The organism is Halodesulfovibrio sp. (genome assembly GCF_015482765.1).
In the GTDB taxonomy this organism is placed as follows: domain Bacteria; phylum Desulfobacterota; class Desulfovibrionia; order Desulfovibrionales; family Desulfovibrionaceae; genus Halodesulfovibrio.
This window is the reverse complement of the sequence record NZ_JADMLB010000039.1, coordinates 22,669-39,481: the sequence shown is the minus strand read 5'-3', so window position 1 is coordinate 39,481 and position 16,813 is coordinate 22,669. Positions and strand designations below refer to the sequence as shown.

Genomic DNA, 16,813 nt, shown 5'->3' with positions numbered 1-16,813 from the left:
ACAAGGGAAGTTGTCAAGAAATTGCAGCTCTATGTATCAGAAAAAAGTGTAAAAAAAGAGTGCCCCCATGCAGGAGCACTCTAAACTTTTACCTGGAAACCGCATTAGCTTGTTGCAAGCGCAACAAGTTCTTTACGATCAAAGATAGATACAAGGTTGTAGCCGCGCTCTGCAAGCGCTTCACGGCCACCTTCGTCGCGATCAAGAACAGCACACACGCAAGATACTTTAAGGCCGGATGCCTCAATGCGTTCAATTGCGGTAATAACTGATCCACCAGTGGTTACTACGTCTTCAAGCATAACAACCACATCACCTTCTGCAAAGTTTGCAAGACCTTCCACACCCTGGCCTGTTCCGTGACCTTTTGGCTGCTTACGAACGATAAGTGCCGGAAGGTGTCCGCCCTTTTCAAAAGAAATAACAGAAGTAGAGCTTACAAGCGGGTCTGCACCAAGTGTCATACCGCCTACGCCTTTTACTTCTCCTGCATTCTCAAGACCGGAGATGAGTTCGTAAAAAAGGTTGCCGATCAACCACGCACCTTCAGGGTGCAGAGCGGTCTGACGGCAGTCGAAGTAGTAATCACTCTTTTTGCCGGAAGCGAGAGTGAAATCACCTTCTTTGTAAGACTTCTCGTACAGAAGTTTTGCAAGTCGTTTTTTAAGTTCTGCCATTTTCCGCTCCATAATTTTGTTATCTATAAAATCTAAGAATTGAACACACGACCGAAAATCAAATCTTCATGGCGCAGGTAGTAGCTTGCGTCGAAGATTTCATCCATTTTCTCAGGAGCAATACGCGCGCTGATTTCTGGATCTTTTCGAACGAGGTCTTCAAAAAGTTGTTTTGTGTCCCAGCTTTCCATAGCACACTTCTGCACCATTACGTAAGCATCCTGACGACCCATGCCGGTTTCAACAAGGCCGAGGAGTACGCGCTGGGAGAAGAAGAGTCCCATTGAACCAACGAGGTTGCGATCCATGTTTTCAGGAATCACACGCAGGTTGGAAACAAGGTTGGACAGACGGTTCAGCATGTAGTTCATAAGGATGGTGGTATCCGGCATAATTACACGCTCAACAGAGGAATGGCTGATGTCACGTTCGTGCCAGAGCGCCTGGTTTTCCATAGCTGAAACAGAGTTAGTACGAACAAGACGAGAAAGACCTGTAAGGTTTTCTGCAGAAATAGGGTTCTTTTTGTGCGGCATTGCAGAAGAACCTTTCTGACCTTTACGGAAGCCTTCTTCAGCTTCAAGCACTTCGGTACGCTGCAGGTGACGCAGTTCTACGCAAAGACGCTCGATACCGCCTGCTGCTACAGCAAGAGCTGTAAAGTATGCAGCGTAACGGTCGCGGTTGATAACCTGTGTAGAGATAGGGTCTACAGCAAGACCGAGCACCTCACAGGTGATGGATTCAACTTCCGCAGGAATCATTGCCATTGTGCCTACTGCACCGGAAATTTTACCAACACGTACACCCTCTACAGCAGCTTTGAAACGTTCGTAGTGACGTTTGAACTCTGCGTAGAAGCCAGCCATTTTAAGACCGAAGCTTGTTGGTTCTGCATGAATACCGTGGGTACGTCCCATGCACAGACGACCTTTATTCTCATGCGCGATGGTTTTCAGGGTCTCAAGCATTTTTTCAAAGTCTTTGAGAATGATATCACCTGCGCGGGAAAGCAGAACGCCGTTAGCTGTGTCTACAATGTCGGAAGAAGTACAGCCAAGGTGGATGAAGCGGGCAGCCGGACCAACTTTTTCTTCTACAGCAGTGAGGAATGCAATCACGTCGTGACGTGTGGTTTCCTCAATCTCCAGAATACGGTCCACGTCAAAATCGGCCTTCTCACGAATCTGCTTCATACTTTCATCATCGATTTCGCCAAGGCGGTGCCAAGCCTCACAAACAGCGATTTCAACTTCGAGCCAGACGCGGAATTTATTTTCAAGCGTCCAGAGCTGACCCATTTCGGGGCGAGTATAACGATCGATCATTTTAGCGTTCTCTTACATAAGGTTGCGGTTAAAAGGTTGTTATGCATAAAAAAGGCAGCCAATACTGGCCGCCGAAAAATCTATCAAGATGCAGATGAAGATGAGGAGTTGGAACACCCGGAAGAACCGGATGGGATATCCTTTTTAGCGGGGTTCGATGCGGCACTGTTTTTTCCATATTCGGAAACATACCAGCCACCACCTTTAAGTACAAAAGTAGTGTTGGAAATAATACGTTCGGCTACTCCACCGCATACAGGACATTTAATGGACTCATCACCTTCTGAGCAGGAAGTGGTCCATTCTTCAAAAATTTGTTCGCACGCATTACAACGATATTCGTAAATGGGCATGCTACCCTCCATCAACAATACAAAACTTAGAAAAGCTAAACAGCGGCTTCACTGTTAATAAACATGAAACCGCTGCCAAGAAAAATGCCGTTCTCCAGCCTGCAGTGCAGCTGGAAAACATTATCGAGCTTTAAGGCAGCCGATAATTTATCGTAAAGAAACTTATGCGTTCTTAGCAGCAATAGCTTCTTTGATGCGAAGTTTCATTGCTTTTTTACGGCGATGACGACGACGATCGAGTTCTTTCTTACGTTCATGTTTTTTATGAGCCATTGTAATTCTCCTTAGCGGTCTTTTCGAAAGTCGGGATGATACAGAAGAAGGACACTGTTGTCCAGTAGTGCTATAGAATCACAAATGACCCTATTTACGATCGTAAAACCCGCTTACACGTTCGGAACAGTGTATTTTAAAGGAATCGAATCCGGCACTGCGCAGTGTATCTTCAATAGCTTCGTGATGCTTATGGAGCACACCTTTTTCATCAGAAGAAACTTGCAGCACCTGCGTGCCGTCATCAAGGATACGTACTCTGAAATTTTGCAGGCCGTACCGCTTAAGGGCAACTTCACATTCTTCCACCCGCTGCAGCAAATCTTCGTCCGGCGTTGTTCCATAAGAAAAACGGGTCAGCAAGCATGGTGTAGCAGGCTGGTCTGAGTGTTCCATATCTGTCGCTTCTGCCAATGCGCGCACTTCTTCTTTAGAAATATCACACAACGCAAGAGGACTGACCACGCCCAGCTCTTCTAACGCCTTCAAGCCCGGACGATATTCACCAAGGTCGGATGCGTTGGTTCCGTCGATAATTGTCGGCTGCTCACCCTCACCGTCATTGATCTCTACCATCTCTTTAATAGTAGAAAACAACAGACGCTTACAATGATAGCAACGGGCAGAGCCGTTTTCAGCGATTTCCGGCACAGACAGAGGAGAAAGACGAAGAGCCTGATATGGAATATCGTGTGTTTGCAGCCAATTGAGTGCTTTAGCAGATTCTGCACGCGGAACGTGTTCACCGGTAATATGCACAGCCGTGAATGTAATTCCGGCACGATACATGACATGCGCAAGAAAACGACTGTCCACACCGCCCGAAAAAGCCAGAACAGGAGAAAAAAAGCCCTTGAGTTTAGACTCAAGGGCTTCAAGTTTAGCAGTATTTACCATGCGGGTATTTTTTCCACTGGTTCGCTCAAAAGAAACTCGCCCTTTTGAATCCATTCTTTAAGTTTGTCTGCAATCTCGAGTGAAATCGGGTAACTGGTCATAGGTACTGTTTCTACCTTTTTGCCCATGATTTCAACTTCACCGGACTTCAGTTCCTCGTAGGTACAATGTTGCAGCACACGCGGTAATCCGTTCGGATAGTCATGCCCGTAATCTTTTACCGGCATCTGGATGTCGCTGTCTGCCACACCTGTGTACCACGCGATTTCTTCATTAAGGATAGGAATCGGAATACCGACACCTACACTCATGGTGTTACCGTACCCCAAGAAACTCAGACCACGCAAGTATCTTGCATCCATTTGTTTTAAATCACCTTTCAATTCAAGTGTACCGGCAGGTGATAATGGAAGTCCGCGTTCGTTTCGTTTCGGATTCGGTACATGCTGTGTACCTGCGCCGATTACATACCCGATACCGCCGCCCAGGAAGATACGTGTACCAAGACCGATGGTCTTAAAGAGCGGATCGTTAAACAATGGAGACAGACAACCGGCTGTTGCGAAGTTCACGTTACGCATGTTCGGTTTAAGCGGCCCCATGTATGTATAAACGATACGACTGGTAAGGTTCACCGCTGCATTGTAGTTCTGGTAGCAGTTACGCGGGTTGAACAACTCTGCATGCGGAAGATCCGCAAGAGTAATATCGCGTTCGTACAGTTTACGCGGGTAACAGTCCGTACCGTACGCCTCTGCACGCAGTGCTACTGAACGCCCTGCCACGAGATCTTCGATAACGTTACCGCCGCCGTATTTAAACTGACCCGGGTAGACTTTGTTAAGCGGATCATCTTCCCGCGGCTCAGTTGCGCCGATGTAACTGTCTACAGCAGCGAGCCCTGCATATGCTGGCACACCGTTGAGTGTTACTTTGGATGTTTTAATTGTCGGCGGTTCCTGCTGACCGATGTTGAAAAGAAGACCGGATGAGCACATCGGCGAAAATGTGCCGGTAGTCACAACGTCTACCTCTTTGGCAGCTTTTTCTTTACCCATTGTACGAACTGCATCAGTCATTTCTTCTGCGTTCAATACAACAGCTTTACCGGAACGAATTCGCTCATTAATCTCAGCAATAGTTTTGTTTACTTTAGTGTGTGCCACTTCCGCCCCTCCTCGAGGAAGATATACGTTTTTCTTGATGTGAATCGATCTATATCAATTTTTGCAGATAACCTCAAGTAGTCTGATTTCAAATCTGTGAGCAATGACTTTTTTCAGCTTTTTTTATCCTTTTCCTGTATTTTCAATACAAAAAAAGACAGCCCTTTTTGATTTCATTGCACTACGCTGTGGTAGATTGTGCAACAACTTTTGAAAAAAGGCTGTCTTTTTTTTGTTATGAAATATTTTTTTTACATAAGTGACAAAACTTTTTTTGCCCCTTGGTGATTTGGATCGAGACTCAGGCATATCTGCAAATGCACCTTTGCCATGTCGTGATCGACCGCCCTGAAAAATATCAATCCCATGTTATACGCAATAGCAGGTTCTGAACGCACAAAATCTTCATTAAGCTGGATAACTTTACGAAGATATTTTGACGCCTGCACAAACTCTTTACCTTCAGCGTGGGCAATAGCGATATTGTAGTACAGGTTCTCATCCCTGCGTGACACTTGCAATGCCCGCTTGTATTCCTGAACAGCCTGACGCCATTTCCCCTGTTTCCGCAACACAATGCCAAGGCTGTTAAAGGTGTCTACATCCGCTTTATCGAGATTATCACCTTTGGCTCGCAACGCCCTGCGTAAATACTGCTCCGCTCGCGCCGGATCCCGTTTTTCATACGCAGACGCAATTTGCTGTGACACATTCCCTACATAATCGATTGCTTCTTTATTCGCCTGACGAAGAGCGCCCTCAAAATACACATCCGCACTGACGTAGTTACCAAGCTCCACATGGATATGTCCGATATCCAGCTTACGCTCCACGTTAAGTGGACTCATTTTATCGAGCTTTGTCAGGCAATCCAGCTGCCGCTTTTTTACTCCGGCAACACCGTACAGATCTGCCAGCTTTTTCAACGGATCAAGAAACAACGGTGCTGAATCACCGGCACCAAGGTAACACTTGTGTGCCTGTTCATACTTCTTCAACCCTTTATACGCATCACCCATAACCAGCAGAGCAGAAGACATATCCGGCTTTGCATTCAGCACGGTACGCGCCACTTTTGCGGCATCTTCATACGCTCCCTGCTCAAGCATTGTCTTTGCAATATCAATAAGCTGCCCCAGCTTTCCCTGCGGCTTGATGCTATGTGCCACCTTCTCGATAAAGGTATTAATGGCGATGGGTTTTGTAATAAAATTATCCGCACCCAGTTCATGTAACAAAATGAACTGTTCCCGCGGTGCTTCTGTCATAGTGATAAAGACCTTACACTTGGCGAAATCCTTCTTAACCTTACGTACAAGAAACGCCATTTCTTTATCTCTATGGATACGTTCAATAAAAACGAGAAGTTTTTTCCCGCCTGCAAGCTCTTTTCGTATCTGCTTAATCGTATCTTCAACGGTACTGACTTGCGAAAAACACTTATTCCGCAATCCGAGATGCTTGTTGAGTGTTTGCCGCAAAAGTGCCGTAAAGTTGGTATCTTCAGTCAAGACAATCGCATAGCCATTCTTTTTGGAAAAGAAATCTACTATGCTAGCCTCGAACTTTCGAAACTCCATTTTAGCTAAAACACTTTCCATCGACATAAGAGCTCCAGCCCGGCTAGTTCTATCGACACACCGTCACACAAATACAACGGGTATTCTTAGTATTTAACAAGAAAAAAAATGATCATAGTCACAACAACACAGCTGCATACTTCATCTTCTATACGTACATAACTGTATTATAGCTTCATAGGAATGATGAGAGGCTTTACAACACTGTCGCCTCTGCGCGGCTCATACATAAAAAATATTGGATCATTGAAAAATAAAAACAAAATTCCAATAAACAAAGTAAGTGCATGGTAATATGTGTCAATTAAAGTATCAACACATAAAAACAAACACAGTTTACTGTACAAAACAGTGCTACAGTCGTGTGCCGCAATGCTTACAATACTGTGCATCATACGCATGGTCTGTCATTCCGCATCCACTGCATGCAATCTTGTTCACCTGTTTTTTCACATCAGCAAATTCTTGCGATATGACACCTGCAAGCACTACGATAATGCTATATCCAAGAAGCATGATTAAAGCCGCAACGGCTTTACCCAGTACCGTTTCCGGAACAACGTCTCCGTATCCCACGGTAGTCAGTGTGACTATTGCCCAGTAAATGGATGTAGGGATAGAGGTAAATCCGTGCTCCTGTCCTTCAATAACATACATAAGCGTACCGAAGATAACCACAAGCACCATAATCCACATTGCAAGCACCGCAATTCTACGTTTGCTGTTGCGCAAAACTTGAACCATTAAATGCGTATCGTTCAAATGCTGCAATAACTTTACTAGCCGGAGGATACGCAAGACTCGAAAAAGACGTAGGAGCGCCAAGGAAGGAAGAAGAGGAAAGATGATAGTCACCCATGTAGGTGCGATGGAAAGAAAGTCTATCACCCCGTAAGAACTGAAAATATACTTTTTAGGAAACGGAGAACACCACACTCTTAAAACATATTCAATGGTAAAAAGAACTGTGAAAAAAAATTCCAAATAATTTACCGCATACCAATATTCAGCCGCCACGGAAGGAATGGAATACGCCAGTACAACCAGTACAGACAGTACGATACACGTGATTAAAAGGACGTTAAAGATCTTCCCTGCAAGTGTGTCTTGCAGGTACATTGTATGATAGACTATTTGCTTCAACGATCTTCTCTTCATGTATTACACCATATTGTTGTATTTTTTCTTTTTCATACTACCTAATACGATATTTTTTCCAGTATTTCCTGAATATTATATAACCACAGGGATGTTCATACACCATCGCACGCACTCTCCAACATTGTGTTTCTTACAACCTTGTTGCAACAAAAAAGCGGATTACTTCTATACAAAGTAATCCGCTTTCATCATCTACGGTATAATGGGGAAGTAACCGAATAGATTCCGGTTCTCCTGTTATTTTCGTTTCTGCTCTTCCAGTCCGTATTTCTTAATTTTACTATGCAAGGTTGCACGGGTAATACCCAGCGCACTGGCAGCATCAACTTTCTTTTTATGTTTCTTCAACGCAGCCTGTACTGCACGTTTTTCAAGGCTTTCTAAAGAAACGTCACCCAATGGAAGGTCTGCCCCACCGGAAGTGCCGCCGGTCTGTTCCAGCATACTTTTTCGTAACGTAGCAGGAAGCTCTCTATCAGTAACATATTCGGTTGTGGCCATAATTACGGCACGTTCCATTGTATTTTCCAATTCCCGAATATTGCCCTGCCATGGGTTATTCACAAGAGCATCCATTGCCTGCGGAGAAAAGCCTACAATATTTTTGCCGTACTTCTGCGCATACATGTTCATAAAATGCTCTGCCAGCAAGGGAATATCCGCCTGCCGCTCTCTCAATGAAGGGACTTCGAGGCCAATTACGTTCAAGCGGTAGAATAAATCTTCCCTGAAGGTTTTCTTTGCGACCTCTTCCTGCAAATCCCTGTTTGTAGCGGCAATGACGCGTATATCTACATGCAGAATAGCATCGCTGCCTACACGTTGCAGCTCGCCCTGTTGTAGAACTCGAAGAAGTTTAGCCTGCAAGGAGAGGGGAATTTCCCCCACCTCATCCATAAAGATTGTGCCGCCGTCCGCCTGCCAGAACAATCCGTCACGGCGTTTATCTGCACCGGTAAACGCCCCTTTTTCGTGCCCGAATAATTCTGACTCCAAGAGGCTTTCGCTTAACGCCGCACAGTTAATTGTTACAAACGGTTTTGCGGCGCGCTCGCTTGCCTGATAAACGGCTTTAGCGACCAACTCCTTACCTGTGCCGGATTCTCCTGTAATCAGAACCGGTGCATGAGTTGGCGCAACTGTTGTTATGGTTTCGACCAGTTCGTGCATACGATCGCTGCTTCCGACCATGCCGAATTGGTTTTTCTCTGAATTCTGCTCTTTTAACGAGCGGTTCTCTTCTGCAAGACGTGTATGATCGAGCATGCGCTCTATGGTCAATTTAAGAACATCAAAATCGAGCGGTTTTATCAGATAGTCATATGCTCCCTGTTTCAGAGCAAGAACAGCCGTATTGATAGACGAATAGGCTGTCATAATAAGTACCGGTATCGAAGGATTATGCTTTGCTATCTGCTTCTGGGCTGTAATGCCGTCCATCCCGCTCATGCGGATATCCATAAGCACACTGTCATACGGTCGTTCCTGTGTCATTGCCACAGCTGTTTCCCCGTCAGGTGCCTCGGAAACCTGATAGCCCCAGTCTTCAATAATAGTGCGGAGTACCGTGCGGTGCGAACCGTCGTCATCAACAATTAGAATATGCGCTGGCATCATTACTCCTTATCCAAGCAAGGCAGCTGTATCACAAATCGTGTTCCCTTTCCTTTTTGTGAGAACACGCGAATAATTCCATTATGAGCTTCAATAATCTTATGAACTACGGAAAGTCCAAGCCCTGTTCCGTGGGACTTGGTTGTAAAATATGGTTCGAAAATCCGTTCTTTTGTCTCAGTATCCATGCCTTCACCGTCATCTTCTACAATCACACTTATCGACTGCGTTTCCGGCACAACACTGACCTGCAGGGAACCGCCATCGTCCATTGCATCCAGACTGTTCAAACATAAATTAAGAATAACCTGTGAAAACCTGTCCTTATCCAGCATAACTTCCGGTACATTTTCGGGAATTTCCACAGACAACGTAACATCACGCAATTCTGCTTCCTGCGAGATCAAGGCGGTACAGTGTTCCACAACACCTGCAACAGCTACCGGCTTCATAGCAAGATCGGACGGTTTGGAAAGGCCTATCAAGTCTGTGATTACACGGTTAAGACGTTCCACTTCATCAATAACAATGGCGGCTGTTTTTTCTCCGGCACTGCCTTGTGAGAACTGCGACTTCAAATAGGTTGCCCCGCCCTTGATAGAGCTGAGCGGATTTCGGATTTCATGCGCAACACCGGCTGCCAAAGAACCGATTGCGGCGAGCTTACCTTTCCGCTCAACCTCTGTCTGGAGGCTGTGCATTTCGCGCAGATCCCGCATAAGAAAAACAGTGCCGATAATGACTCCATGTTCGTCTTTTATGACTGAGCCGGTAACGCCCACAGGAACAAGCGGAAGAGCTTCTGTAGAAAGTTCAATAACCTCTTCACGACGCAGAGAACCTTCTTTCGCTTTAATATAGTATGGAACCAGATCCGGCAGCAGCACCTGTGCTGCATCCAGTCCGGCTACAATGTCTGATGTACAATGCAGAATGACGCGGCTCAGCTCGTTCATGTAAACAATCTGATCCTTACTGTCCGTGACAATCAGACCATCGGGCAGGTTGTACATTACTTCCTGCACCATTGCCTGGCTGCGTCCGGCATTCTGGCGGGAACGTTTGGCCCTTTGTGCCCAATACAAAGAAAGAAAGCCTACCAGCGCCAGCAACAGTACACTGCTGCTGACAATGACGTTCTGCACCGTACTTGCCCGCTGCAACTCCCGCAGTGGGCGTGCATCCAGTCCTACATAGATAACAGGCGGCTCTTTATCCTCGCCTGCTGTTTCAAGCAGTGCACTGACATCCTTGGCTAAGTTCTGGGTATCAACCTTCTTCTCCGGTCGCGTTGCTGCCGATAACGAGTTCTGCCCGTCTTTCTTTTTACGGAACAATTGCATGAAGCGCTCTAACGGTTTCAAGGTCGGCTCTTTCTGCAATTTTTGCCAAAGCTCTTTGCGGGTAAGCGGAGTAAACGCCCGATAAGCGAGGAATATCTGCCGCTCATTCGCGGTATATATTGTTGAACGCCCTTCTTCTCCTGACGGTAAATTTTTTATCCGCCGAAGAAACTGGGACTCCATTCGCTTTTGTCCCTCTTTGAAGCTGCTCTGCATGATGGTGCCGTCACTGAACGTGATGGCAATGAAGAAAATTTCCGGACGATCTGCCATTTCATCCAGAAGAAGTTTTAAACGGATTGTGGAATTTCTGCTGCGAAGGTCTGTTCGAACTCCGGCTTCTACAGAAGTGATCAGCGATGCGCCCTTATCTTCGTAAAGACGAACATACTCTTTCATATTCTGCTGAATAGCATTGTATGTGAGAAAGGCGACCCCTAATCCTACAAGTAAGACCACGCTTACTATGCAATACGGGGAAAGCAGTCTGCTCGGCGCAGTCTGTTTACGTGTATTTTTTGAACGCATAGCGCTCTTTACTCCAAACAGCTTAGGCATAAAATACTATAATTTTATGCTGTTACACAAAATAACGTTTAAAAATTAAACGTTTTTCGCAAAACGTAAAGATTTTATACATAGCGTCTCTACCCCGATCTACAGGAAATAGCACGACTTTTTTTATTCCCTTGTAATTCAAGGACAAAAAGAGAGTTGAATATTTTGGCACACCCGTTGCTTATAGGAAAACATAAGCAAGCTAGCTCCCCCGACTGGCTGCTGAAGCGTATAGAGCGCAGCGTCACGAATAATGAGTTCACCCTCTCATTGTATGGCAACAAAATTGTTTTCAGGATGTGACGCTGCGCCCTAAAAAAATACGGTGCAAAACCCTTTTACCTGCTCTTTTTCATACTTGTTTTGCATTTTTATATATGAGGTACTTATTTATGGCTCTGCGTCTTTTTATTGCTCTCATTCTCGTACTCTCAATTGCCAGCGGCACTATTGCCGACGCTACTGAAATTGCTGTTCCTAAAAAAGCTCTTGCTCCTAAAATAGAGCTGACGCTGACACAGCAACAGGATGTACACAGAATTACCAAGGCATATACAGAAAAGACCCGTCCCATTCGTGAAGAATTATGGGCTAAAAAAACTATGCTTCGGGCACTCACTAATAATCCGAATGCCGAAGTTTCCGATATTCAAAAGATCGTGAACGCCATGAAGGAACTCCGCGCCAAGCTGCATGCAGAGCGTGTTGAGTTCGAAGAGGGCATGATGAAAAAGTACGGCTTCATCCCCTCCAAAAACTGGATTGATTCGAATGATGCGTTCCGAACCGCTGACACTGATACTGATTCCGCAACAGAAGATTCTCAGAAAACAGATGACAGCACCCCAAAAGCGAAGAGCTTTTTCTCGAAGCTCTTCGACTAAAAAAACAGATGCGGCAACATGCGGGTAGAGCAACCAGCACGCTTGTTGCCGCACCTCTGTGGGCCTTGCGCCCCTTACTTTACCAATCTCACTGCAAAGTTGAGCAGGAGTTTTCGATAATACGGTTTGTTCTTCACTCATGCATGATCAATGCATCTCCCTGCCACGGTCTTGGTAATCGCACCGGAGCGGGGGGAGAGTGAAGGGCTAGATCAAAACGATTACCGTAATCCACTTTCCCCTATGCAACATACACAATTTCAGTGCCCCTGACTTACCCCGGTCAGGGGTTTTGTGCGTCTATGGACTGCTTCTGCCACACAAGCGATTCTTCCCCGCGCACCTATTCAGCTACAAAAACATCACTCCGCTTGCTCTGCGGGGAAAAATCACATTACCAACACCTTCTTACATGCTACAATAATGACGGATGCGGGAATACCCGCCTGTTTTTTCATCTGCACTACTCAACCGCACAACGCTTTTTGCAGATGCTTTGCAGTTCCGTTTTTATACAGCTTCAGGGAGTATCAGATGTTTCGTATCCTATGCTCGCTGCTTTGCAGCTTCATTATGCTTTGTATGATTACCCCTTTTGCACACGGTGCAAAAGAAAAGGAAAACCCCCTGCCGCCTCCGGTTACAAAAGAAATTTCTACCAGCTGGACGGTAGATCCCGACTGGCAGACTTCTACCTACAGTTTTTTTAAAGAGGAATTTATCAATCCGAAAATTGTTGAAGAAATGCAGGGCCCGCTCTCTGACAGCGGTTCACAGATTCTTTCGATCAACGTGCATAACGCTAACATCAGCAATCAGTTTTTCAGTGAAGTACATGTGCGGACGACTGAAGCGATGCCGTACGTCTACTACAAAGACGGCGATAGCGAGTTCGGCTATATCTATGTTGGAGCAACAACCGGAGGAATCAACATTGTTCATACGTTAAGCTTCGGAAGCGGCTCGGGGGTCTTTCACACCCTGCTCTTCTTTGTCTTCACGAAAACTGAATCAATGACATTCGGACTGGAAGTACGACCGGTGGAACAGCCGACGCTGACACTTATCGGCTCTCTCCCGCTAGGAGACCGTTTCGCCGGAACGATCAATCTGGAAAATGATGTTCTGAAGGTATTACCCTCGGATAAATTTCGACGTCCGCTTCCACTCTACAAGGGCGGTCTGATCTTACGTTTTACGAAGTAATGCGGAGCGATGAACGAAAGGCTAATAAAAGATGTTCCCTACACATCCTGACAGAAGATCAGCTGTTCAGAAGACGTGAGCATATTCAAGCAATGTGTTAAAAGATCTTTGCCTATGCCGTGCGTGCATAGAAAGATATCAGGCAAATGCCGTGTTACCTCGAGCCTTCATAGATTCGTGTCATTGAGTCTTTTGGAAAAGAAAAAAGGATGAGCAATTTGCTCATCCTTTTATAATTAGTTACTTGCGAAAAACAGCATCCCGTTTGTTACATCCGAGCTGTTATAGCCCGTGTCTGCAACTTTCTTGACCTGTTTGAACCCCACCTTTTCAAGCAGTGCCAGAAACTCCGTTTCCGGTATAGCGCCGCCTTGTCATTTAAACCAGCAGTCCATTGCCTGCTCGCTGCACATGGCGGCTCCCACGAGTATCTGGTCAGAGACATGCAATCTGCCTCCGCTTTTCAATACCCTGTATGCTTCTGTAAGTACGCTTTCTTTATCCACGGCAAGATTGAGCATGGCGTTTGTTGTCACCACATCAAATTGCTCATCTATAAACGGCAGTTCCGTTCCATCGACAACCTGAAACGAAACATTTTCTACACCAGCCAACTCTTTATTACTCTGCGCCCGACGAATCATATCTTCTGAAAAATCAACGCCGATGCTTGAGCCTTCAGGCTCTGCCAGCTTTGCTGCAATGAGAGTATCAATTCCTGCTCCGCAGCCCATATCCAAGACATGGTCTCCTGAACGGATTTCGCTCAATGAAAACGGATTTCCCACTCCGCAATACCATTGAGCAACCTCTTCCGGCAGCCATTCGATCAGCTCTTGAGGATACTGTAATCCCTGTAAGCCATCTTTTCCCGTCGGATACCGAAACTGGTGTTCCAACGACTCAGCAACGTTTTTGTACTTTCTTTTTACGACAGAAGTAATTTTCTGCGTAACATCCAAACTGGGTTTCAACATGCTCCACCGCACTCCAGTTTTTATGCGTTTATGCATTTTCATACACTACACTATGGTGCCCTCTCCATAAAAACTCAGAGCTACAATACCGTGCTGAAAACAAATATGTCCACAGTTCTCTATAAAAACCTACTGATAAGCACTCACTAACAAAAGTGCTCCTACAGTATTGCAGGAGCACTTTTAATAGTAACGCTATTATAATTAGGATTATCGTTATAGAATGTTTTTCACCTCATCTATAGAGTACAGGCACTTACGATAGATGCCGTATCCCATAAATCTTGAGTGCACAAATTTGACATCGAGAGAGTCACTCAGCAATCCGACTACGCTTTGCAGCTTTTTGGATTCAAGCAGTTCTGCCAGCTTTGAGCCTTCAGGCTCCTGATTTGCCAAATTGATAATGAGATGCGGTTTATTGCTGATAATCTCCCGCAGACCGCCTTTATGGCCTACCTGACTGCCGGGAAGCATAAGCTCCTTGCGTTGGTAGAAGACGTTTTCCACTTCTTCTGCAAGCTCTTGCAGAGCATGTGTTTCATCAACAAGCTTAAAAAGCTTATCGAGATACGGAATAAGACCATACGGCCCTGTAAGATTCATTGCTCCAAACCGCATTGCAAACACTGCAAGTGCCGGATTCGGATCAATCCGTGCACCGATCTCCGACGGTAAATATACGCCGAGCATATCAAAGCGCATAACAACACCGGTTGAAAACGAGCTTTGGCAATCGATGTCGGTAATATGATAATCAGTACGCGGAGCTACTGCAGAATAACTGTTTTCGCGCATGGTTGTCTGCAAGAAGTCTTTGACCACCACCTGTTCTTCACAGGAATACACAGTCTTTTCGTTGCAGGAAAGGTAGACGTCTATGCAGGTCTTTAATTCTGCAAAAATATCTATCCATCGTTCCGGTTCGTCCATCAGCGTATTATCAACGCTTGGCAGGTCGACCGGATAGCTTTTAGTCAGGTAATTTTGATTAAACAGCATGTCATACTTTCCAGCCCGTAAACGGACTATCAGCAGCGCAATGCCTCTATAATAAATATGCACCTCATCCGGACGAATCTGCATATCCAGAGATGTATCTTTTCGGACAAATTCCAGAAACGGGTACAGGGGACCGTTTTCGTGCAGATCATGTATAAATTTACTGCTCAGTTCTCGGGCCATGGCAAACTCCTTTTCATAAAAAAGCCTACTCATACTATCCCAATAACGGCAGATAAAACCTATGATAAGGCAATGTATTTGCGTGAAAAGCGATAAAAAAAGCCCCTTGTGCGAACACAAGAGGCTTATGAGCTTTTTATCTCTTGAAACTACGTATGCAAACTAGTGCATAAGGAATTTCAGAACAAACAGACCTACAAGAATGTATGCGAGAGTCGGAATCTCAACACGACGGCCTGTGAGGAATTTGAGAACAACGTAGGAGGTAAGACCGAAGATGATACCTTCTGCGATGCTGAATGTGTAAGGCATCATAACGATACACAGGAATGCAGGGATTGCTTCGGTGTAATCGTCAAGGTCGATCTCACGAATCGGGCTCATCATGAACATACCTACAGTAATCAAAGCCGGAGCAGTTGCCTGAGCTGGAATTACGAGGAAGATTGGAGCCACGAGCAGTGCCAGAGCAAACAAACCTGCTGTAGTCAGGGAAGTAAGACCGGTACGTCCACCTTCTGCTACACCTGCTGCACTTTCAACGAAGGTGGTAACAGTGGATGTACCGAGACATGCACCTGCAGTAGTTGCGATAGCATCAGCAAACAGAGCCTGTTTTGCATTCGGTACACGACCACGTTCGTCAAGCATGTTCGCTTTAGCAGTAACACCAATAAGAGTACCTACGGTATCGAACATATCAACAAACAGGAAAGTGAAGAGGATAATTGCCATATCCAGAGAGAACACATTGGAGAAATCCAACTGGAACATCAATGGAGAAAGGCTTGGAACGCTGAACAAGTGGTCTGTATTAAACGCACTCAGATCGGTTACGCCGAAAGGAATACCGATGATGGTAGCTGCAAGCATACCGATAAGCAGTGCGCCTTTAACTTTTTTAGAGAACAATACGCCGATGATAACAAGACCGATGATACAAACAAGCGGACCTGCTGAGGCAATGTTACCTACAGTTACGAGGGTTGCATCGGAACCGACAACAATACCGGCATTTTTAAAACCGATAAGCGCGATAAAGAAGCCGATACCTGCTGAGATAGCACGCTTCAGGTTAACAGGAATACTGTTAATGATTGCTTCACGAATGTTGGTACCGGTGAGAAGAATAAAAATTACACCTTCGAGGAAAACCGCTGTAAGTGCAGTCTGCCAAGAGTAGCCCATAGTAAGAACTACGGTGTAGGCGAAAAATGCGTTCAAGCCCATGCCAGGTGCAAGCGCAAACGGCAGGTTAGCAAAAAGCGCCATAATCAAAGTACCAACAACTGCGGACACTGCAGATGCAGTAAACACCGCAGCCGGGTCCATTCCTGCGGCTCCCAGAATAATAGGGTTAACAGCCAGAATGTACGCCATAGTCATAAAAGTAGTCAGGCCCGCAGTCACTTCTGTTTTTACAGTAGTGCCGTGCTCGGACAGCTTGAACATACGCTCAAGAAATCCCTTGTTCACAACAAGATCCTCCTTACGTAACATCACCGCATTTCCTCACCTCAACGCTCCGTACAGTCCCCGTACGGATTGCCGCACCTTGTCGAAGGTGCTCCCTAAAATGCGATTCTGCTCGTTAACAACAGCAAAGCCGAC

At 45.6% G+C, this 16,813-nt stretch carries 14 protein-coding genes; 2 read left to right on the top strand and 12 right to left on the bottom strand.

Annotation, left to right across the window (positions count from 1 at the left end; genetic code table 11):
* Window positions 1-104 precede the first annotated feature (104 nt).
* The 9 genes from pyrE to QZY95_RS05735 all read right to left on the bottom strand — a co-directional run bounded on the left by pyrE (window position 105) and on the right by QZY95_RS05735 (window position 10,920).
* Window positions 105-677, bottom strand: coding sequence for an orotate phosphoribosyltransferase (gene pyrE, locus QZY95_RS05775; protein WP_290920471.1), 573 nt, complete (start codon window positions 675-677; stop codon window positions 105-107).
* Between the two features lie 32 nt (window positions 678-709).
* A complete protein-coding gene (purB, locus tag QZY95_RS05770; protein ID WP_290920468.1) occupies window positions 710-2,005 on the bottom strand; it encodes an adenylosuccinate lyase in 1,296 nt (431 codons plus the stop codon).
* A gap of 83 nt (window positions 2,006-2,088) precedes the next feature.
* Entirely contained in the window at window positions 2,089-2,358 is a 270-nt protein-coding gene (locus QZY95_RS05765; RefSeq protein WP_290920465.1) for a zinc ribbon domain-containing protein, read from the bottom strand.
* 363 nt (window positions 2,359-2,721) lie between these two features.
* Window positions 2,722-3,528, bottom strand: a complete 807-nt coding sequence (gene larE / locus QZY95_RS05760; RefSeq protein WP_290920462.1) for an ATP-dependent sacrificial sulfur transferase LarE — start codon at window positions 3,526-3,528, stop codon at window positions 2,722-2,724.
* Window positions 3,522-4,694 (bottom strand): homocysteine biosynthesis protein, encoded by a 1,173-nt coding sequence (locus QZY95_RS05755; RefSeq protein WP_290920459.1) that lies wholly within the window; start codon window positions 4,692-4,694, stop codon window positions 3,522-3,524. The genes larE and QZY95_RS05755 overlap by 7 nt, the downstream gene beginning before the upstream one ends.
* A gap of 251 nt (window positions 4,695-4,945) precedes the next feature.
* Window positions 4,946-6,301, bottom strand: a complete 1,356-nt coding sequence (locus QZY95_RS05750) for a tetratricopeptide repeat protein (protein ID WP_290920455.1) — start codon at window positions 6,299-6,301, stop codon at window positions 4,946-4,948.
* Between the two features lie 327 nt (window positions 6,302-6,628).
* Window positions 6,629-7,393, bottom strand: coding sequence for an ion transporter (locus QZY95_RS05745; protein WP_290920526.1), 765 nt, complete (start codon window positions 7,391-7,393; stop codon window positions 6,629-6,631).
* Between the two features lie 279 nt (window positions 7,394-7,672).
* Window positions 7,673-9,052, bottom strand: coding sequence for a sigma-54 dependent transcriptional regulator (locus tag QZY95_RS05740; RefSeq protein WP_290920452.1), 1,380 nt, complete (start codon window positions 9,050-9,052; stop codon window positions 7,673-7,675).
* Window positions 9,052-10,920 (bottom strand): ATP-binding protein, encoded by a 1,869-nt coding sequence (locus QZY95_RS05735; protein WP_290920449.1) that lies wholly within the window; start codon window positions 10,918-10,920, stop codon window positions 9,052-9,054. The genes QZY95_RS05740 and QZY95_RS05735 overlap by 1 nt, the downstream gene beginning before the upstream one ends.
* A gap of 422 nt (window positions 10,921-11,342) precedes the next feature.
* Here QZY95_RS05735 and QZY95_RS05730 point away from each other — a divergent pair, with 422 nt between their 5' ends.
* Both QZY95_RS05730 and QZY95_RS05725 read left to right on the top strand, forming a co-directional pair.
* Window positions 11,343-11,834, top strand: coding sequence for a hypothetical protein (locus QZY95_RS05730; protein WP_290920446.1), 492 nt, complete (start codon window positions 11,343-11,345; stop codon window positions 11,832-11,834).
* Between the two features lie 534 nt (window positions 11,835-12,368).
* Window positions 12,369-13,040: a hypothetical protein gene (locus tag QZY95_RS05725; protein ID WP_290920443.1), complete on the top strand. Its 672-nt coding sequence runs from the start codon at window positions 12,369-12,371 to the stop codon at window positions 13,038-13,040.
* Window positions 13,041-13,414: 374 nt separating this feature from the next.
* On the opposite strand, the gene QZY95_RS05720 is transcribed toward QZY95_RS05725, so the two are convergent.
* The 3 genes from QZY95_RS05720 to QZY95_RS05710 form a co-directional block, all read right to left on the bottom strand.
* Window positions 13,415-14,017 (bottom strand): methyltransferase domain-containing protein, encoded by a 603-nt coding sequence (locus tag QZY95_RS05720; RefSeq protein WP_290920441.1) that lies wholly within the window; start codon window positions 14,015-14,017, stop codon window positions 13,415-13,417.
* 216 nt (window positions 14,018-14,233) lie between these two features.
* On the bottom strand, window positions 14,234-15,202 hold the full coding sequence (locus QZY95_RS05715) for a hypothetical protein (protein WP_290920438.1): 969 nt from the start codon (window positions 15,200-15,202) through the stop codon (window positions 14,234-14,236).
* A gap of 162 nt (window positions 15,203-15,364) precedes the next feature.
* Window positions 15,365-16,678, bottom strand: a complete 1,314-nt coding sequence (locus QZY95_RS05710) for an NCS2 family permease (RefSeq protein ID WP_290920435.1) — start codon at window positions 16,676-16,678, stop codon at window positions 15,365-15,367.
* Window positions 16,679-16,813: the final 135 nt, after the last annotated feature.